Annotated in this window: 15 protein-coding genes; 5 read left to right on the forward strand and 10 right to left on the reverse strand. The window is 67.9% G+C overall.

Annotation, left to right across the window (positions count from 1 at the left end; genetic code table 11):
• Positions 1 to 66: 66 nt before the first annotated feature.
• From QRN67_RS24520 to QRN67_RS24555, 8 genes are all read right to left on the reverse strand, one after another.
• On the reverse strand, positions 67 to 951 hold the full coding sequence (locus QRN67_RS24520; RefSeq protein ID WP_285413957.1) for an ABC transporter permease: 885 nt from the start codon (positions 949 to 951) through the stop codon (positions 67 to 69).
• Positions 929 to 1,732, reverse strand: a complete 804-nt coding sequence (locus tag QRN67_RS24525) for an ABC transporter ATP-binding protein (RefSeq protein WP_081268775.1) — start codon at positions 1,730 to 1,732, stop codon at positions 929 to 931. Before QRN67_RS24525 ends, QRN67_RS24520 begins: the two co-directional genes overlap by 23 nt.
• Positions 1,733 to 1,743: 11 nt before the next feature.
• Complete coding sequence (locus QRN67_RS24530) at positions 1,744 to 2,565, reverse strand: creatininase family protein (RefSeq protein WP_106936424.1); 822 nt, start codon at positions 2,563 to 2,565, stop codon at positions 1,744 to 1,746.
• 169 nt (positions 2,566 to 2,734) lie between these two features.
• Positions 2,735 to 4,360 carry an MFS transporter gene (locus QRN67_RS24535; protein WP_285413960.1) on the reverse strand — a complete coding sequence of 542 codons (1,626 nt, stop codon included), beginning with the start codon at positions 4,358 to 4,360 and terminating at the stop codon, positions 2,735 to 2,737.
• Between the two features lie 32 nt (positions 4,361 to 4,392).
• Positions 4,393 to 5,163, reverse strand: a complete 771-nt coding sequence (locus QRN67_RS24540) for an amino acid ABC transporter permease (RefSeq protein WP_285413962.1) — start codon at positions 5,161 to 5,163, stop codon at positions 4,393 to 4,395.
• An 81-nt stretch (positions 5,164 to 5,244) separates the two neighbouring features.
• The gene (locus QRN67_RS24545; RefSeq protein ID WP_081268779.1) at positions 5,245 to 6,003 is read right to left on the reverse strand and encodes a basic amino acid ABC transporter substrate-binding protein; all 759 of its coding nucleotides are present in this window, start codon (positions 6,001 to 6,003) and stop codon (positions 5,245 to 5,247) included.
• A 79-nt stretch (positions 6,004 to 6,082) separates the two neighbouring features.
• Complete coding sequence (locus QRN67_RS24550; RefSeq protein WP_285413963.1) at positions 6,083 to 6,856, reverse strand: hypothetical protein; 774 nt, start codon at positions 6,854 to 6,856, stop codon at positions 6,083 to 6,085.
• A gap of 55 nt (positions 6,857 to 6,911) precedes the next feature.
• Positions 6,912 to 7,397 carry an Lrp/AsnC family transcriptional regulator gene (locus tag QRN67_RS24555; RefSeq protein ID WP_081268781.1) on the reverse strand — a complete coding sequence of 162 codons (486 nt, stop codon included), beginning with the start codon at positions 7,395 to 7,397 and terminating at the stop codon, positions 6,912 to 6,914.
• Positions 7,398 to 7,575: 178 nt separating this feature from the next.
• On the opposite strand from QRN67_RS24555, the gene QRN67_RS24560 reads away from it, so the two are divergent.
• The 5 genes from QRN67_RS24560 (at position 7,576) to QRN67_RS24580 (ending at position 17,320) form a co-directional block, all read left to right on the forward strand.
• Complete coding sequence (locus tag QRN67_RS24560; RefSeq protein WP_285413964.1) at positions 7,576 to 11,187, forward strand: indolepyruvate ferredoxin oxidoreductase family protein; 3,612 nt, start codon at positions 7,576 to 7,578, stop codon at positions 11,185 to 11,187.
• A 286-nt stretch (positions 11,188 to 11,473) separates the two neighbouring features.
• Positions 11,474 to 11,809: a preprotein translocase subunit YajC gene (gene yajC / locus QRN67_RS24565; protein ID WP_081268783.1), complete on the forward strand. Its 336-nt coding sequence runs from the start codon at positions 11,474 to 11,476 to the stop codon at positions 11,807 to 11,809.
• A gap of 89 nt (positions 11,810 to 11,898) precedes the next feature.
• Positions 11,899 to 13,779 carry a protein translocase subunit SecD gene (secD, locus tag QRN67_RS24570; protein ID WP_081268784.1) on the forward strand — a complete coding sequence of 627 codons (1,881 nt, stop codon included), beginning with the start codon at positions 11,899 to 11,901 and terminating at the stop codon, positions 13,777 to 13,779.
• 18 nt (positions 13,780 to 13,797) lie between these two features.
• Positions 13,798 to 14,757 carry a protein translocase subunit SecF gene (secF, locus tag QRN67_RS24575; protein WP_081268785.1) on the forward strand — a complete coding sequence of 320 codons (960 nt, stop codon included), beginning with the start codon at positions 13,798 to 13,800 and terminating at the stop codon, positions 14,755 to 14,757.
• Positions 14,758 to 14,908: 151 nt separating this feature from the next.
• Positions 14,909 to 17,320: a DUF1631 family protein gene (locus QRN67_RS24580; RefSeq protein WP_285413965.1), complete on the forward strand. Its 2,412-nt coding sequence runs from the start codon at positions 14,909 to 14,911 to the stop codon at positions 17,318 to 17,320.
• A 13-nt stretch (positions 17,321 to 17,333) separates the two neighbouring features.
• Here QRN67_RS24580 and QRN67_RS24585 read toward each other — a convergent pair whose 3' ends face one another.
• Entirely contained in the window at positions 17,334 to 17,852 is a 519-nt protein-coding gene (locus tag QRN67_RS24585; protein ID WP_081268824.1) for a Smg family protein, read from the reverse strand.
• Positions 17,853 to 17,953: 101 nt separating this feature from the next.
• The gene (gene dprA, locus QRN67_RS24590) at positions 17,954 to 19,126 is read right to left on the reverse strand and encodes a DNA-processing protein DprA (RefSeq protein ID WP_285413966.1); all 1,173 of its coding nucleotides are present in this window, start codon (positions 19,124 to 19,126) and stop codon (positions 17,954 to 17,956) included.
• Positions 19,127 to 19,134 lie beyond the last annotated feature (8 nt).

Below are 19,134 nucleotides of genomic sequence, written 5' to 3' on the forward strand. Positions count from 1 at the left end.
AGGTGTTGCCCCCGGTAGGGGGTTGGCGAAGCGACACGAAGTGCGCGCAGCCTGGGGGCGAGCAAACTACCTTTCACGGCGCATCTCGCTTTCGTGCCAGTGGCCCAATACCAGGCGGGAGAGCGCGGCGAACACGATGAAGATCACGATGCCCAGCAACGACACCAGCAGCAGCGCCGCGAACATCATCGGGATCTCGGTGCGGAAGCTCGATTCGAGAATGCGCGACGCCAAGCCCGTTTCCTTGCCGGCCGTGCCGGCCGTGAACTCGGCCACCACCGCGCCGATCAGGCTCAGGCCGCCCGCGATCTTCAGGCCCGCCATGAAGTACGGCAGCGCGCTGGGCGCGAGCAGGTAGCGGAAGGTCTGCCAGGGCGATGCCTTGTAGAGCTGGAACAGGTCGCGCAGGTTGCTGTCGGCGCTCTTCAAGCCGATGACGGTGTTCGACAGGATCGGGAAGAAGGCCACGATCCAGGCGCACAGCAGCAGCGCCGCCGTGGTGCTCGACACGTAGATGAGGATCAGCGGCGCGATCGCGATGATCGGCGTCACCTGCAGGATCACCGCGATGGGGAAGAGGCCGATCTCCACCCACTTGAACAGCGCGAACGCAATCGCCAGCAGCACGCCGCCGACGATGGCCGCCGTGAGCGCGAGCAGCGTGAGCTTCACCGTGAACCACAGCGCGCTGGAGAGCGAATCCCAGTTGTCGAACAGCGTGCGAAGAATGAGCGAGGGCGCGGGCAGGATGTAGTGCGGGATGTTGTTGGCGCGCACCGTCCATTCCCAGATCAGCAGCAGCGCGATGACGATGCCCGCGGGCACGACGATGCGCAGCAGCGACTCGCGGCGGCGCAGCCGGTCTTCATGGGCGCGCAGCATGTCGGCGGACGGGGTGGCGTCGGTCGTGTCCATGGGCATGGCGGGTTCAATGGTCGATGTCGAGGCCATGGAGCGCTCCGTGCAGGGATTGGGATACCGCCGTGCAATGCGCGTTGTAGCGGCTCGAGGTGCGGAACTCTTCGCCGCGCGGGTAGGGCTCGTCGATGCGGATCTCGTCGATCACCCGGCCCGGGCGCGCCGCCATCACCACGATGCGGTTCGACAGGTACACCGACTCGTACACGCTGTGCGTGACGAACACGATGGAGAAGCGGTGCTCGCGCCAGATGGCCAGCAGGTCGTTGTTGAGCTTGATGCGCGTCATTTCGTCGAGCGCGGCAAAGGGCTCGTCCATGAGCAGCAGGCGCGGGTGCGTGACGAGTGCGCGCGCGATCGACACGCGCATCTTCATGCCGCCCGACAGCTCGCGCGGATACACGTCGGCGAAGCGCGAGAGGCCCACCAGTTCCAGCACCTGCTGCACCACCGGCGCGGCGGCGTCGCGGCTGGTGCCGGCCAGCTTGAGCGGCAGCCAGACGTTGTCGAACACCTTGGCCCAGGGCATGAGCGTGGGCTCCTGGAACACGAAGCCCAGGTCGCGGTCGCTCTTGCTGTCCTTGGCCGAGCCGGTGTTGGCACCCGACCAGGCCATCTCGCCCGAGCTCAGGCGCGTGAGCCCCGCGATCAGCCGCAGCGCGGTGCTCTTGCCGCAGCCCGAGGGGCCGAGGAAGCTGATGAAGTCGTGCTCGCCGATGTCGAGCGACATGCCCTGCAATGCGAGCGTGCCGTTGGCGAAGCGCTTGCCTACGTTGCGCAGGCTGACCAGGGGAGGGGTCCGGGTGCTGTCCATGGCGTGCGAGCCTAGCGCCAGGCCGGCACGTTGGCCAGGCGGGAGAGCGGGAAGCGGTCGACTTCGTGCAGCAGCTCGACGAAGCGGCGGCCCACATGGTCGAGCACCGCCGCGCCCTTCTCGGCCGTGGCGCGCGTGGCGTCGCCGGCGGCGCCCGCGGGGTTGATGTCGTGCATCTGCCAGCCGAGCTTGCCGCTGGGCGTGATCGAGAGGAACTTGTTCTCGGCGGCCAGTTGCTCGGTCATGGAGCTGAAGTTCTGGAACTGGTCGCGGCGCACGTAGTCGGGCGTCAGGTGCAGCATCACCGAGCTTTCGAGGTCGCCGGCATGGATGCCGTGCCTGCCCTCGTGCGCGGTGAACAGGCCATCGGGCAGGCCCAGCGTGTACCAGTTGGCGGCCACGACCATCATGTCGTGCTCCTCGCGCAGGTCGCGCGCCACGATGTCCATGACGCTCATCTGCCCGCCGTGGCTGTTGTAGAGCACCAGCTTGCGCACGCCGGCTTTCGCAACGCAGGCGCCGATGTCTTTCCACATCGCGATCAGGGTGGCCGCCGACACGGTGAGCGTGCCCGGGTAGCGCGAGTGCTCGTTGCTCTTGCCGTAGGGCACGGTGGGCAGGAAGAGCACCGGCAGGTCGTCGGGCAGGTGGGGCAGCGTGGCGCGCACCATGCCGTCGATGGTCGCGGTGTCGGTCGACATCGGCAGGTGGGGGCCGTGCTGTTCGGTGGCGCCGACCGGCAGCACCGCGATGAGCCGTTCACGGTCGAGGCGGGAGAACTCTTCGCTGGTCAGGTCGGACCAGAAACGGCTGCGCAGGGGAGGTGTATTCATCGGGGCTGTACCTCGTGACGCCGGAGTTGGCGGTGGCTTAAATTATCCATATGGTCAAAAAAGACTGGCTATCCGTGGATACCCGGCGATTTTTCGCATGCAAGCGCCATGCCATCAAATTCACCCGTTTGGTCAAAAATTGACCCGCCGGGCGCCCCGAACCGGTGCGTCAGCGCCGCACCACGTAGCGCGTGATGACCGGCGCCGCCTCGCCGATGTGGAAGGCGAGCCTGCGTTCCCGCAGCGCCATGTCGCTCGCGGTGGCGCGGTTGAAGCGGCGCAGGTGGTCGGTCCACGAGTCGTCGACGATCTGCTCCACGTAGCGCTCGGGCTGCACGATGTCGTGCAGCAGCTCCCAGCCGATGGCGCCCTGGCTCAGGCGCGCGCGGCGCGTCTGCTGCATCACGAGGTGGAAGGCGGCGGCGCGGGCGGGGTCGATGATGTATTCGACCGTGATCACCACCCGGCCTTCTTCCTGCGGTGCCTCGGCCGGCGGGCCGGCGGCCCAGCCGGCCGCGGCGGGGCTGGTGTCGTCCTCGTCGCTCACGTCGGTCACCCAGCGCAGGGCCAGCAGCATCACCAGCGTGCCGCTGATGGCGCCGATGACCAGGCTCAGCTGCAGCGTCGTGACCGTGGCCACCTGGCCCCAGATGGCCGCGCCGATCGCGCTCGCACCCATGATCGCCATCTGGTACATCGACATGCCGCGCGCGCGCACCCAGTCGGGCAGCGCGAGCTGGGCCGACACCGAGAGCGAATTGGCCACCGTGATCCACGCCATGCCGCCGAAGAACATCGCCGGCACCGCCACCCAGGCATTGGGCGCGACGGCCATCACCGCCGTGGCGCCCGACTGCAGCAGCGTGCCGCGCAGCACCAGCTGGTCGCGTCCCAGCGCCTGGCGCAGCCGCGGCAGGAACAGCACAGCGATGATCGCGCCCGAACCCATGGCCGCCAGCAGCAGCGTGAAGGTGCCGGCGCCGCCGCCCTTCAGGTTGCGCGCCAGCAGCGGCAGCAGGGCCAGCAGGGCGGTGGAGTGGAAGAAGAAGATCGACACGCGCACCAGCACCGCGCGCATGCGCTGGGACTGCCGCACGAACTGCACGCCCACGCGCATCGCGCCGATGAGCTTCTCGCGGCCCAGCGGATTGGGCGTGTGCGCGCGCCGCCAGCGCAGCACCACGAAGCCCGAGGCCACCGAGAGCACCGCGTTGAGCGCGAACACCCACACGGTGCCGGCGCTCGCGATCAGCACGCCGGCGGTGAGCGGGCCGACGATGCGCGATGCGTTCATGGCAATGCCGTTGAGCCCCAGCGCGGCCGGCAGCTGCGGCCGCGGCACCAGCTCGGGCACGATGGCCGCGAACACCGGCCAGCGCAGCGCCAGCCCGATGCCGTTGGCGAAGGTGAGCGCCAGCAGCAGCGGCGCCGTCATCACGTCGAGCGCCAGTGCCGCGCACAGCACGATGGCGGTGCCGGCCAGCCAGAACTGCGTGGCCACCAGCCAGCGCCTGCGGTCGAGGATGTCGGCCAGCGCGCCGCTCGGCAGGCCCAGCAGGAACACCGGCAGCGTGGAGGCCGACTGCACCAGCGCCACCCAGATGGGCGAGGAGGTGAGCGAGGTCATCATCCACGCCGCGGCCACATCGTTCATCCACATGCAGATGTTGGCGATGAGCCAGGTGCTCCACAGCATGCGGAACACGGGGAGCTTCAGGGGCTCGAGGGCCGCGAGCTTCGAGGGCTGCGGCCGCTTGGGCGGGATCGGTGTCTCTTCGGGGGATATGGGTGGCATGTGCCGTTATTGTGGCGCGCCCCTTTCCCGTCTCAGCCCCGATCGCTGCGGGCGAGACGGATTTCCAGGCGGCGCAGCATCGTCGTGAGCACCAGCGTCATCACCCAGTAGATCACCGAGATCGCCAGGTACGGCTCCCAGTAGCGCGCATAGGCGCCGGCCACGGTGCGGGCCGCGTAGGCCAGCTCGGCCAGGCCGATGGCGGACACCAGCGAGGTGTCTTTCAGCAGCGCGATCGCGTTGTTGCCCAGGGGCGGCAGCATGCGGCGGAAGGCCTGCGGCAGCACCACGTAGCGCATCACCTGCGCGGGCGAGAAGCCGAGCGAGCGGCCGGCGTCGAACTGCCCGCGCGAGATCGACTGGATGCCGGCGCGGAACACCTCGGAGATGTAGGCCGCCGAGTTGAGCGTGAGCGCCACCACGCCCGAGATGAGCGCGCCGTGCTCCTGCTTGAGCGTGCGCGCCAGTTCGCCGTCGATCAGCAGGCCGCTGGTCGGGTGGATGAACACCGGCATCACCGCGAAGTGGATCAGCAGGATCTGCACGAACAGCGGCGTGCCGCGAAAGAAGCTCACGTACACCGTGGCGGGCCAGCGCAGGAAGAAGCGCGCGACCCAGGTCCAGGGCGCGTGGCGCGGCTGCGCCAGCCGCGCGAGCGCGAGGCACAGGCCCCAGCTGGAGCCCAGCAGCACGCAGACCACGGTCATGCGCAGCGTCATCCAGGCGCCCTGCCAGAACAGGTCCTTGTATTCGACCAGGATGTCCCATCGGAACCATCCAAAAAGCAGGATCGGTTGTTCCATCCCTAGCTCCTCAAACTCTCAATCAACGAAAAGCGAAACGGCCGCTGGAAGGCGGCCGTATTCAATGAAATGCCGTGCGGCTCAGCGCACGTTCGGGTCCTTGTTGAACCACTTCTTGTAGATGGTCACGTAGCTGCCGTCGGCGCGAATCGCGGCCAGGCCGGCGGTGAGCTTGTCGAGCAGGGCCTTGTCGCCCTTCTTCACGACGATGCCGAAGCCTTCCTCGGGGAAGGACTTGTCGTCGATGGTCTTCAGCTCGGGGTTCTGCGCCACGCGATAGGCGATGACGCCGTTGTCGCCCATGGCCGCATCGACGCCGCCGCCGGCCAGCTCGGAAATGATGAGCGGCGTGCTCTCGAAGCGGCGGATGTCGGGGTTGGTCTTGCCGAACTCGCGCGAGGCGATGTCGTCGGCGGTGGAGGCGCTGACCACGGCGATCTTCTTGCCGGCCAGGTCCTTCAGCGAGGCCACCTTGCTGTTCTTCGGCAGTGCGATCAGCTGGCGGGCCGCGAAGTAGGGCGGCGTGAAGTCGTAGCTCTGCTTGCGCTTCTCGTTGATGGTCACGCCCGAGATCACGAGGTCGACGTCGCCGTTGTTCAGCGCGCCGAAGATGCCGGTGAAGGGCGTGTTGACGACCTTGATCTTCAGGCCCTGCTGCTTGGCGATGGCATTGATGATGTCGATGTCGAAGCCGACGATCTGCTTGTCCTTGTTCTCGAAGGCGAAGGGTGCGTAGGTGGCGCTGGAGGCCACGATCAGTTCGCGGTTCTGCGCCTGGGCGCCGAAGGCGAGCGTGGCGGCGGCAAGGCCGAGGGCCAGGGCGCGGCGGATGGGGTTCATTGAGGGTCCTCGTTTCCGCGGTTGGCGGGATATGGTGGGCGACGATTTTAGGCGGCCGCCGGGCCGCGCCGCGGCGCGATCAGCGCCCGAACAGGACGTACAGCACCACCAGGGCCGCCACGACGGCGCCGATCATCTTCCAGCGGGCGGGAACGAGGCCGGGCGAGGTGTTGACGGAAATCGTGGTCTTGGAGAAATACGCCGAGGTGGAAGAGGTCGAGGAAGACGCCGAGCTCGAAGTCGACGTGACGAACGACGTCGCCGTGCGCGAAGGCTTTCTGGCCTGTGCGACGCGGGCCGCCGCGTCGGCGACGATGTCGGCGTGTCCCGCGCGCCCGGCCAGCGCCGCCAGGTCGTCGTCGCTCAGGGCGCCCGATCCGAGCACTGTCCAGGCGAGCGTCGCGGGCAGCGAATCGGGCGCGGCCCAGGCTGCCTGGTGCGTGGGCAGCATCGCGAGGCTGTGCGCATGCTGCACCGCGTCGACGAGCCCGAGGGCGAGCAACCGGTCGAGCGCGTCGGCGCTCACGCCGTCCTGCATGCGCCGCTCCCGCAGGCGCAGCTGGAACTGCGCCCACGGCGGCAGCGGCAGCTCGCTGCTCACCAGGCCGGTCGCTTCCGACACGATCGCCTGCGCTTCGTTTGCGCGGCCGGCGGCCGCGCGGGCGGGCAGGTCGGCCAGCTGCGCGGTCGAGACGATCTTGCGCGCCACCACCCAGGCCAGGGCTTCGGCGGGCGTGCGCAGCGTGACCACGCCGAGCTCGGGGTCGCTGGCGGCGGCCGTGTGTTCGGCGTCGGTCAGCAAGCGCATTTCATGCAGCCAGGACAGTGCCCGGCGGCCGGTGTCGGGATTCATGGAGCAGCCCTTCCTCTTCGTTGTGATCGGCGCATGCTCGCACACCGCCGCGCGGCTACTTGCCCCGGGCGGCCAGGTGCCCCAGCGGCAGCGCGCTGCTGGCCTTCACCTCGCCCAGCGAGAAGCTGGTGTGCAGGTCTTTCACGTTCGGCAGGTTCATCAGGTGCTGGCGCGCGAAGGCCGAGAAGCTGTCCAGGTCCTGCGCCACCACCTGCAGCTCGAAGGTGCCGGTGCCGCTGATGTAGTGGCAGGCGACCACGTCGGGCAGCTTGCGGATGGCGTCTTCCAGCTTGCGGGTGGCCTCGTGCGTGACGCGCTCGGTGTCCACGCGCACGAAAGCGAGCACGCCCAGCCCTATCTTGTGGCGGTCGATCTCGGCGTGGTAGCCCTTGATGAAGCCGGCTTCCTCGAGCGCCCGCACCCGGCGCCAGCAGGGCGCGGCCGAGAGGCCCACGCGCTGCGCAAGCTCGGCGTTGGTGAGGCGTCCGTCGGCCTGAAGTTCTTGCAGGATTGCGAGGTCGAACTTGTCAATGCTTTCCATGGAGTCGAATCTTAAGCAAGATTCTTTCTGGAACAGGGTTTTTCAGTGCAAAGAACGCAAACACCTGTCGCGGACCCCGGCATACACTTTGCATGATCATGGGCTCGTGCCCTACCCGGGCGAAGACCCACAGTAATCAGCCAGGCCCACAAGGCCCTGCCATACGGAGACAGAAAAAATGAATGCACCGCTGCCCGCGCACATTCGCAAGGCCCTGGAAACGGTCACGCTCGACGACAAATACTCGCTCGACTACGGCCGGGCCTTCATGAGCGGCGTCCAGGCCCTCGTCAAGCTGCCCATGCTGCAGCGCCTGCGCGACCAGCAGGCCGGCAAGAACAGCGCCGGCTTCATCAGCGGCTACCGCGGCTCCCCGCTCGGCGGCTACGACCAGGCCCTGTGGAAGGCCAGCAAGTTCCTGAAGGAACAGAACATCGTCTTCCAGCCCGGCGTGAACGAAGAGCTGGCCGCCACCGCGCTATGGGGCACCCAGCAACTGGGCTTCTCTCCGCAGGGCACCAACAAGTTCGACGGCGTCTTCGGCATCTGGTACGGCAAGGGCCCGGGCGTGGACCGCTGCTCCGACGTCTTCAAGCACGCCAACATGGCCGGCACCACCGAGTTCGGCGGCGTGATCGCGGTGGCGGGCGACGACCACATCTCCAAGAGCAGCACGGCCGCGCACCAGAGCGACCACATCTTCAAGGCCTGCGGCACGCCGGTGTTCTTTCCCGCGAACGTGCAGGAAATCCTCGACCTGGGCATCCACGCCTTCGCGCTGAGCCGCTTCTCGGGCGTGTGGTCGGGCATGAAGACGATCCAGGAGATCGTCGAGTCGAGCGCCACGGCCATGATCGACCCCGAGCGCGTCGAGATCGTCATTCCCACCGACTTCGAAATGCCGCCCGGCGGCCTGCACATCCGCTGGCCCGACCATGCGCTGGATCAGGAAGCCCGGCTCATGCACTACAAGTGGTACGCCGCGCTGGCGTACATCCGCGCCAACCGGCTGAACCACAACGTCATTCAAGGCCCGAACGACCGCTTCGGCATCATGGCCAGCGGCAAGGCCTTCAACGACACCCGCCAGGCGCTGATCGACCTGGGCCTGGACGACGCGGCCTGCCGCCAGCTGGGCATCCGCCTGCACAAGGTGGGTGTGGTGTGGCCGCTGGAAGCGCAGCTCACGCGCGAGTTCGCCACCGGCCTGCAGGAGATCCTGGTGGTCGAGGAAAAGCGCCAGGTCATCGAATACCAGCTCAAGGAAGAGCTCTACAACTGGCGCTCCGACGTGCGGCCCAACGTGGTCGGCAAGTTCGACGAGGGCGAGGTGCACGCGGCGGAGGGCTACTCGGGCGGCGAATGGTCGATGCCCAACCCGACCGCGCACACCCTGCTGCGCGCCAACGCCGACCTGAACCCCGCCATGATCGCCAAGGCCATCGCCGGGCGGCTGCGCAAGACCGGCCTGCTGGCCGCCGCCGGCGCCGACATGGCCGCGCGCATCGACGCCCAGCTCGCCATCCTCGAGGCCAAGGAGCGCTCGATGGTGGTGCAGCAGGCTTCCACCAGCGTGGTCGACGCCACCCGCCAGCCCTGGTTCTGCTCGGGCTGCCCGCACAACACCAGCACCGTGGTGCCCGAAGGCTCGCGCGCCATGGGCGGCATCGGCTGCCACTTCATGGCGACCTGGATGGACCGCTCCACCATCGGCTTCACGCAGATGGGCGGCGAGGGCGTGCCGTGGGTGGGCCAGCAGCCCTTCACCACCGACCAGCACATCTTCGCGAACCTGGGCGACGGCACCTACTTCCACAGCGGCCTGCTCGCCATCCGCCAGAGCATCGCGGCGGGCGTGAACATCACCTACAAGATCCTCTACAACGACGCGGTCGCCATGACCGGCGGCCAGCAGGTCGGCGAGCGGCCCGAAGGCCACTCGGTGCTGCAGATCGCCGAGAGCCTGCATGCCGAAGGCGCGGTCAAGGTCGTGATCGTGACCGACGAGCCCGAGAAGTACGAGGGCGTGAACATCCCCGGCGACCACGTGCAGGTCAAGCACCGCGACCTGCTCGACGACGTGCAGCGCGAGTTCCGCAAGATCCCCGGCACCACGGCCATCATCTACGACCAGACCTGCGCCACCGAGAAGCGCCGCCGCCGCAAGCGGGGCACGGCCGTCGATCCGGCCAAGCGCGTGGTCATCAACGAGCTGGTGTGCGAGGGCTGCGGCGACTGCAGCGTGCAGAGCAACTGCCTGAGCGTGGAGCCGCTGGAAACCGAATTCGGCCGCAAGCGCACCATCAACCAGAGCAGCTGCAACAAGGACATGAGCTGCCTGAAGGGCTTCTGCCCGAGCTTCGTGACGGTCGAAGGCGGCCAGCTCAAGAAGAAGGGCAAGAACAAGGCGGCCACGCCGGCCGAGTTCGGCCTGCTGCCCGAGCCCGCGATCCCGTCGCTGGTCGGCGGCAAGGTCTGGGGCGTGGTGGTGGCGGGCGTCGGCGGTACCGGCGTCATCACCATCGGCCAGCTGCTGGGCATGGCCGCGCACATCGAGGCCAAGGGCATCGTCACGCAGGACGCGGCCGGCCTTGCGCAAAAGGGCGGCGCCACCTGGAGCCACGTGCTGATCGGCGACACGCAGGACGACATCCGCACCACGCGCGTCGGCACCGCGGCGGCCGACCTGATCCTGGCCTGCGATCCGCTGGTCACGGTCAACGGCGAAACCATGGCGCGCATGCGCGAAGGGCGCACGCACGTGGCGCTCAACAGCCACAGCTCGCCCACCGCCGCCTTCGTGCGCAACGCCAACTGGCAGAACCCGGAAGACGCCTGCGCCGCCGAGATCGCGCGCGCCGTGGGCATCGACGCCATGGGCACCTTCGACGCCGATGCAGCCGCCACCACGCTGATGGGCGACAGCATCTACGTCAACCCGATGATCCTGGGCTACGCCTGGCAGAAGGGCTGGATCCCGCTCGAGCACGAGTCGCTGATGCGCGCCATCGAGCTGAACGCCGTGGCCGTCGAGAACAACAAGACGGCCTTCGAGTGGGGCCGCCAGGCGGCGGTGCGGCCCGAAGAGCTGCAAAAGCGCGTGCGCCCCGGCCAGGTCATCGAGTTCAAGAAGCGCGAATCGGTCGAGAGCCTGGTGGCGCGCCGCGTGGAGTTCCTGACCGGCTACCAGAACGCCGCCTACGCCGACGAATACAAGCAGTTCGTGGGCAAGGTGCAGCGGGCCGAGGCGGCCGTCGGCAAGAGCACCGCGCTGACCGAGACGGTCGCGCGCTACCTGTTCAAGCTGATGGCGTACAAGGACGAATACGAAGTCGCCCGCCTGCACACCGACCGCACGTTCCTCGACCGCGTCGAAGGCATGTTCGAGGGCGACTACAAGCTCAACTACCACCTGGCGCCGCCGCTCATCGCAAAGAAGAACAGCAAGGGCCAGCTGCAGAAGCAGAAGTTCGGCCCCTGGATGCTGGCCGGCTTCAGGCTGCTCGCGAAGCTCAAGGGCGTGCGCGGCACGGCGCTCGACATCTTCGGGCGCACCGAGGAGCGCAAGACCGAGCGCGCGCTGATCGGCGAGTACCGCGCCAGCATCGAGGAAGTGCTCGGCGCGCTGCGGGCCGACAACCATGCGCTGGCGCTCGAAATTGCCGGCCTGCCCGAGCAGATCCGCGGCTACGGCCACGTCAAGGAGCGCAATCTCGCGGCCGCCCGCACCCGCTGGAACGAGCTGCTGGCCAAGTGGCGCAACCCGCAGGCGCAGCGCGCGGCTGCCTGATTTCTCGACGGAATCCCACCGCAAAGAGCGCCCGACGGGCGCTTTTTGCTATTGAAAAGATAGCATTCGGTAAGCGGAACGGATGGCCGGAAAGCCCTCCCCGCCGCGCCGGATAAGCCCGTGGAACGGCCATCCGCGCCGAATACAATGCCCGGTGCTGTGCGCGGCCAAGCCCCGCCGAGCTTTGACTTGCGGCCCCAATTCCGTTCGTGGCCGCGAAGCCATGAGAAGAGTCGGGACCGGCCCGCCTTCCTCTCGTTTTCTCTTCCCTCTGCTGGAGACTCTCTTGTTCATTTCCTCTGCTTTCGCCCAGACCGCGCCCGCTGCAGCCGGCGGCGGTGACATGTTGTCCTCGCTCGGCAGCATGCTGCCCCTGGTGCTGATGTTCGTGGTGCTGTATTTCGTCATGATCCGCCCGCAAATGAAGCGCCAGAAAGAAGCCCGCGCAATGATCGAGGCGCTGGCCAAGGGCGATGAAGTCGCCACCGCCGGCGGCGTGCTCGGCAAGATCACCTCGCTGAGCGACCAGTACCTGGGCCTGGAGATCGCCAACGGCGTCGAGATCAAGATCCAGCGCAGCGCCGTGGTGCAGGTCCTGCCCAAGGGCGCCGTCAAGCAATAAAAGCGTGAGCTGAACCTTGCGCTTTGCGGCGCAGGGCCCCAAGTCACGCGGTGTTCCATTTCTGAAAAGCTTGAGAAAAGCGCCCGCTCATGAACCGCTACCCGGTCTGGAAGTACACGATCATCGTGATCGTGTTGCTCGTGGGGCTCATCTACGCCCTGCCCAATTTCTTCGGTGAGGCGCCTGCGGTGCAGGTGTCGGCGGCCAAGACGGTCGTCAAGGTCGATGCCTCCACCCAGACCCGGGTCGAGGAGGCGCTCAAGGCCGCTGGCCTGACGCCCGACCTGATCACCCTGGACGCCACCTCGCTGCGCGCCCGCTTCGCCACCACCGACGACCAGCTCAAGGCGCGCGACGCCGTGCAGCGCGCGCTGGTGCCCGACGCGAACGACCCGCCGTACACGGTGGCGCTCAACCTGGTGTCGCGCTCGCCCAAGTGGCTGACCGCGCTGCACGCCTTCCCCATGTACCTGGGCCTCGACCTGCGCGGCGGCGTCGACTTCCTGCTGCAGGTGGACATGAAGGGCGCCATCGACAAGAAGGCCGAGTCCTTCGCCAGCGACCTGCGCACCACCTTCCGCGACAAGAGCATCCGCGGCACCGCGGTGAGCCGCAACGGCCAGACCGTCGAGGTGACGTTCCGCGACGCGGCCTCGCTCGACGCGGCCAAGCGCATCATCCAGGACCAGTTCCCCGACCTCGCCACCACCGACAGCCAGGACGGCGGCAACTGGCGCCTCGTGGCCACCATCAAGCCCGAGGCCGCGCGCCGCATGCAGGACGCCGCGCTCAAGCAGAACATCACCACGCTGCACAACCGGATCAACGAACTCGGCGTGGCCGAGCCCGTGATCCAGCAGCAGGGCCTGGACCGCATCGTCGTGCAGCTGCCCGGCGTGCAGGACACCGCCAAGGCCAAGGAAATCCTGGGCCGCACCGCCACGCTCGAAATGCGCATGGTCGACGAAAGCGCCGAGGGCCGCGCCGCCGAGCTGAGCGGCGGCCCCGTGCCCTTCGGCTCCGAGAAATTCCTCGACCGCCAGGGCCGGCCCGTGATCGTGAAGAAGCAGGTGCTCGTCACCGGCGAGAACCTCACCGACGCGCAGCCCGGCTTCGACCAGCAGAGCAACCAGCCCAAGGTCGACCTGACCATGGACGCCAAGGGCGGCCGCATCATGCGCGACGTCAGCCGCGAGAACTACAAGAAGCGCATGGCCATGCTGATCTTCGAGAAGGGCAAGGGCGAAGTGCTCACCGCCCCGTCGATCAACGGCGAACTCGGCAACCGCTTCCAGGTCTCGGGCTCCATGACCGTGGTCGAGGCCAACGACCTCGCGCTGCTGCTGCGCGCCGGCTCGCTGGCCGCGCCCATGGAAATCATCCAGGAACGCACCATCGGCCCGACGCTGGGCGCCGACAACATCGAGAAGGGCTTCAAGAGCGTGATGTACGGCTTCCTGGCGATCATGGTCTTCATGTGCGCGTACTACGCACTGTTCGGCCTGTTCTCCTCGATCGCGCTGGCCGTCAACCTGATGCTGCTGGTGGCCATCCTCTCGCTGCTGCAGGCCACGCTCACGCTGCCCGGCATCGCGGCCATGGCCCTGGCCATCGGCGTGGCGATCGACTCCAACGTGCTGATCAACGAACGCGTGCGCGAAGAGCTGCGCAACGGGGCGTCGCCGCAGGCGGCCATCCATGCCGGCTACGAACGCGCCTGGGGCACCATCCTGGACTCCAACGTGACCACCCTGATCGCGGGTATCGCGCTGCTGGCCTTCGGCTCGGGCCCGGTGCGCGGCTTCGCGGTGGTGCACTGCATCGGCATCGTCACCTCGATGTTCTCCGCCGTGTTCTTCTCGCGCGGCCTCGTGAACTTCTGGTACGGCCAGAAGAAGAAGCTCAAGACGGTGTCCATCGGCACGGTCTGGCGCCCCGCAACCGACGGCTCGGCCGTGGCAACCAAGTAAAGGGCGAGGACAAGCGTCATGGAATTCTTCCGCATCCACAGGACCATCCCGTTCATGCGCCACGCGGTGGTGCTGAACATCGTCTCCGTCGTCACCTTCGCGCTGGCGGTGTTCTTCCTGTTCCACCGCGGGCTGCACCTGTCGGTGGAGTTCACGGGCGGCACGGTGATCGAGGTCGCCTACGAGCAGTCCGCCGACATCGGCAAGGTGCGCGATGCCGTCACCAAGCTCGGCTACCCGGAGGTGCAGGTCCAGAACTACGGCACCTCGCGCGACGTGCAGATCCGCCTGCCGGCCCAGAAGGGCATGAGCTCCGACCAGCAGAGCGCGCAGGTCATGCAGGCGCTGAAGTCGGTCGACCCGTCGGCCACGCAGCGCGGCATCGAGGTCGTCGGCCCGCAGGTCGGCGAAGAGCTGACCACCAACGGCCTCAAGGCCCTGGGCATGGTGGTCGTGGGCATCATGATCTACCTGGCGTTTCGCTTCGAATGGAAGTTTGCGCTGGCTACCGTGCTGGCCAACCTGCACGACGTGGTGATCATCCTGGGCTTCTTCGCCTTCTTCCAGTGGGAGTTCTCGCTGGCGGTGCTGGCGGCGGTGCTGGCGGTGCTGGGCTACTCGGTGAACGAATCGGTGGTGATCTTCGACCGGATCCGCGAGAACTTCCGCCGCTACCGGAAGATGACGACCACCGAGATCATCGACAACGCGATCACCTCGACCATCAGCCGGACCATCATCACCCACGGCTCCACCCAGCTCGTGGTGCTGTCGATGTTCTTCTTCGGCGGGCCGACCCTGCACTACTTCGCCCTGGCGCTGACCATCGGCATCTGCTTCGGCATCTACTCTTCGTGCTTCGTGGCGGCGGCCATCGCCATGTGGCTCGGCATCAAGCGCGAAGACCTCGTCAAGGGCGGCCCGACCAAGCGCGACGGCGAATCGGGGGACGACCCGAACGCCGGAGCCGTGGTCTGACGGATACTTCAGGCTTAATTCAGGCGGCCAGGGCGGCGCCGCGGTATGCATGCAACGCCGCGCGCTCTCCACACTTGTGCGGTTGAGCATCCCGATGCAAGCTCGCGGTTGTCGCCGATAAACCGAACACCCTGGCCTTTCCGACTTTTCAATGAGCATTGCGCGGTCCGCTTCTTCCCTGCAGCTCGCTCGCGAGACGCGTGAGCGTTTCGTGGCGGCCACGGAAGGCGCGATCGTGCCGCTGGCCCGCGCAATCCGGGACCGGCTGACCGCGCTGGCCTCGGAAGCGGGCAACGCCCGCGCCATGCAGGAGCACCGCGACGATTTCGTGGCGTTCCAGGGGCAGGGCACCCGCTGGGTCTCGCTCGCGCAGACCGGCTGGCGCAAGGCGCTGGCGGGCTCGGGCGGCGGCACGGCCGCGGCGTCTTCGGGTTTGCGCCTCGAGCTCATCGGCGACGAGGAGGTCGAGAGCAACATCCTCTCTTCGCGCCTGGCGCAGGTGATCCACGACAAGGCCAGCTTCGAGCTGAGCGACCTGCGCCTGCGCATCCAGCACCTCGAAGGCACCTCCGAACTCGACGCCCACGACGTGCTCAAGCCCGAGACGCTGGCCAAGCTGCTGGTCGAGCAATGGCTCGGCGCGGGCCTGAGCCGTGGCATGTGGACCCGGGTGCAGGACACCGTGCAGCAGGCGCTGGTCGACGTGGTCGTCAAGGCCTACAAGGACGCCAACGTGTTCCTGGTCGCCAACGGGGTGATGCAGGAGATCGATCTCAAGAGCTTCGTGCGGCGCACGGGCAGCGGCGGCGGCGCAGCGGGCGCAGGCGGCGGCTCCGGCGGCCCGACCACGTCGAGCGGCTCGATGGCCCGCGACAGCGGCATGTCCGGCGGCCCCCACAGCGCCCAGCGCCCCGGCTTCGGGTTCGCCGGCTCGCAGCAGGGTTCGGTGCCCTCGGCCGTGGCGCCTCCCGCAACCACCGGCGGATCGCCGTTGATGATCGCCCGGCAACGCGCGCAGACCGCCCTGCTCAGCCTCAAGCGGTTCGTGACCGCGCGCATCGGCGGCGACACGGGCGCAGGCGCGGGACAGCATTACCAGGCCGCGAATCCCGATGGACGCGCCACCGATGCCGGTGGCGGCGGGGGGCCGCCGGCTACGCGCGCGTTCTCGCGCACCTTCGCCGGCGCCATCGCCGACGCCGAAGTCGCCTATCGCATGGCGGCCACCCAGTTCATGGACGGCCCGGGCGAGCAGGCCACGCTGATGCAGCAGACCGCCGTCGACCTGCGCAAGCGGACCACCGAGCTCAAGAAGCGTGCGCCGACGACCGCCGACAAGGCCACGGTCGAGATCGTGGCGCTGATGTTCCAGGCCATCCTGGCCGAGGAACGCATTCCTTTTTCGGCGCGCGTGTGGTTCGCGCGCCTGCAGATGCCGGTGCTGCGCGTGGCCATTGCCGAGCCTGAGTTCTTCGGCACCCTGCAGCACCCGGCGCGCATGCTGATCGACCGCATGGGCTCGTGCGTGATGGGCTTCGACGCGGCGGCCATCACCGGCAGCGCGCTCGAAGGCGAGATCCGCCGCGTGGTGCAGGTCATCGAGCAATATCCCGAAACCGGCCAGCGCGTGTTCAAGCTGGTGTTCGACGAGTTCGTCGCCTTCCTCAACCGCTACCTGACCCAGAGCGACACCACGCAGCGCGTGATGAGCGTGGCGCAGCAGGTCGAGCAGAAGGAAACGATGGCGATCCAGTACACCATCGAGTTGCGCAAGATGCTGAACGACATGCCGGTGCGCGACGAGATCCGGGAGTTCCTCTTCAAGGTCTGGGCCGAGGTGCTGGCCATTGCCGCGCTGCGCTACGGCGCGCAGGGCGAGCAGACGGTCATGCTCAAGCGCGTGGCCTCCGACCTGGTGTGGGCCGCGAGCGCCAAGCCCAACCGCACCGACCGCGCCCGCGTCATACAAGACCTGCCGCAGCTGCTGCAGCGCCTGCGCCAGGGCATGGCGCTGCTGGGCATCGTCGACGAGCCACAGGAAGCGCACATCAAGATCATCGGCGCCACGCTGTCCGACGCCTTCCTGTCGAAGACCGAGGCGATTCCGCAGGCCAAGATCGAAGCCATGGCCGAGCGGCTGACGCACCTGGAAGACTTCGTGACCGACGTCGGCGGCGCCTCCGACCTGCCGCTCGACGCCCACAGCATCGAGCTGCTGCTCGGCGTGGACGCCGCCTCGATCGAGGTCGTTCCCGATGCCGCCGGCGCCAAGGTGGCCGAGGACATGCTCGCCTGGGCGCATGAGTTGCAGGTGGGCACCTGGTTCATGCTCGACCACAACGACCGGGTGAGCCAGGTTCAGTTCGTGTGGCGCAGCGACCGCAAGCAACTGCACCTGTTCGCCTCCGCGGACGGCCGCAGCTTCCTGATCCAGGCCGGTCGCCTGGCCATGTACCTGCAGGCCGGCCTGCTGGTGCCGGCCGAGGAAGAAACGCTCACCGTGCGCGCCACGCGCGAAGCGCTGGCCAAGCTCGACGCCAACCCCGAGCGCCTGCTGAACTAGCCGGGAGGCGAGCTCAGTGTGCGGTGCGGCCTTCGCGGCTTTCGCAGAGTTCGTCGAGCACCAGCGCATCGGGCTCGATGCCGGTGCTCCAGTGGACCATCAGCACGATGATCTTCAGCTCGTCGATCGCGACCGGATCGCCCGGCGCCGCCATCGCGCGCTCGATCACGATTTCGCGCAGCCCGCAGGGCAGCACGTCCGATGATTCGAGGAAGCGGATGAAGCCCAGGCATTCGGCGCCGAGGTGCTCCTGCTCTGCCTGGGAGTAGATGCGCATGGCATCGGGGGATTGGGGCAGGGCCGCTTCGGGTGCGCCGCGCAGTGTGACGGTGGCCGAGGCCGCGTCGTCGGCGTGGTGCTCGATCTGCATGCCTTGCGTTGCAAGGCTCAGGCCGTCGAGCCAGTGAAGGGCTTCGCGGATTTCTTCTGCCTCGAAGCCGTGCGCGCTGAGCTTGCGGCCCAGTTGTTCGGGTTCGGGGCATGCATCGCCGCGCCAGTAGTTCTCGTAGACAAAAACAAGTACTTCGAACATGCGCACCAATATAGCCCAGGAAGTGGCCGATCGCCCCCGGGCTTTGCGCACTTCGCATCACTTTTCCTTCCTGCATGCGCAGGCGGTCGCGCGGGCCTCGATCAGCTGCTGGCAGATCGCTGGAAGAGCCCGCCGGGCAGGCGCGAGACATGGCCGTCCAGTTCGAGCGAAAGCAGCTTCGCCTGCAGCGCGGCGGCGCTCCAGCCGGTGCGTGCGCTCAGTGCGTCGAGGCTGACCGGGTCGAAGCCCAGGGCCTCCAGCAGCGGGGCCTCGGCCGACGACGGCGCCTGCTGCGCTTCGGCTGCGTCGCTGCTGCCGTTGCCGTTGCCGTTCTTGGGCGGCGATGCGGACGGTGTGTGCTGCAGCGGCGGCAGCTCTTCGAGGATGTCGTTGACCGATTCCACGAGCTTGGCGCCCTGCCGGATCAGCGCATGGCAGCCGCGCGACTGGGGCGAGTGGATCGAACCCGGTATCGCGAACACTTCCTTGCCCTGCTCCGAGGTGAGCCGCGCGGTGATCAGCGAGCCCGACTGCAGCGCCGCCTCGACCACCAGCGTGCCGCGCGCCAGCCCGGCGATGAGCCGGTTGCGCTTCGGAAAGTTCTGCGTGAGCGGCGGCGTGCCCAGCGGCAACTCGCTGACGATCAGGCCTTGCTGGGTGATGCGGTGCGCGAGGTCGCGGTGCCGCGCCGGGTAGACGCGGTCGAGCCCGGTGCCGACCACGGCGACCGTGGCCAGGCATGACGTCTCGCCGGCGGCGTCCAGCGCGCCCTGGTGCGCGGCGCCGTCCACCCCCAGCGCCAGCCCCGAGACCACCGGCAGGCCCGCCTCGCCCAGCGCGCGCGCAAAGCTGCGCGCATTGCTGGCGCCTTGCGGTGTCGGGTTGCGGCTGCCCACGACAGCGATGCTGTGGCCGAGCTGCGTGAGGTCGTAGTCGGCGGCGCCGAGCACATAGAGCATGGGCGGCGGATCGGCCATTTCGAGCAGCGAGGCCGGGTAGCCTGCATCGCCGAGCGTGACGAGCCGGCGCGAGCTGCCGTTGTCGGTGCTGTGCAGCCATTGCCAGGTCTGGTCGACCTGGGCCTGCAGATTGGCGGGCGGCTGCCGCAGTGCCTCGGCCTGCGCGAGCGACACCACTTCGCGCAGCGCTTCTTCCGGCTGCGCGAACACGCGCTCGGGCAGGCCGAACGCCGCGAGGAGCCGGCGCACGGTGCCGTCACCGATGCCGGGGGTCAGTGAAAGTCGCAGCCAGCCTGCGAGTTCTGCGCGTTCCAAACGAATGT

Origin of the sequence: Variovorax sp. efr-133-TYG-130 (genome assembly GCF_030208835.1) — a bacterium.
Taxonomy (GTDB): Bacteria; Pseudomonadota; Gammaproteobacteria; order Burkholderiales; family Burkholderiaceae_C; genus Variovorax.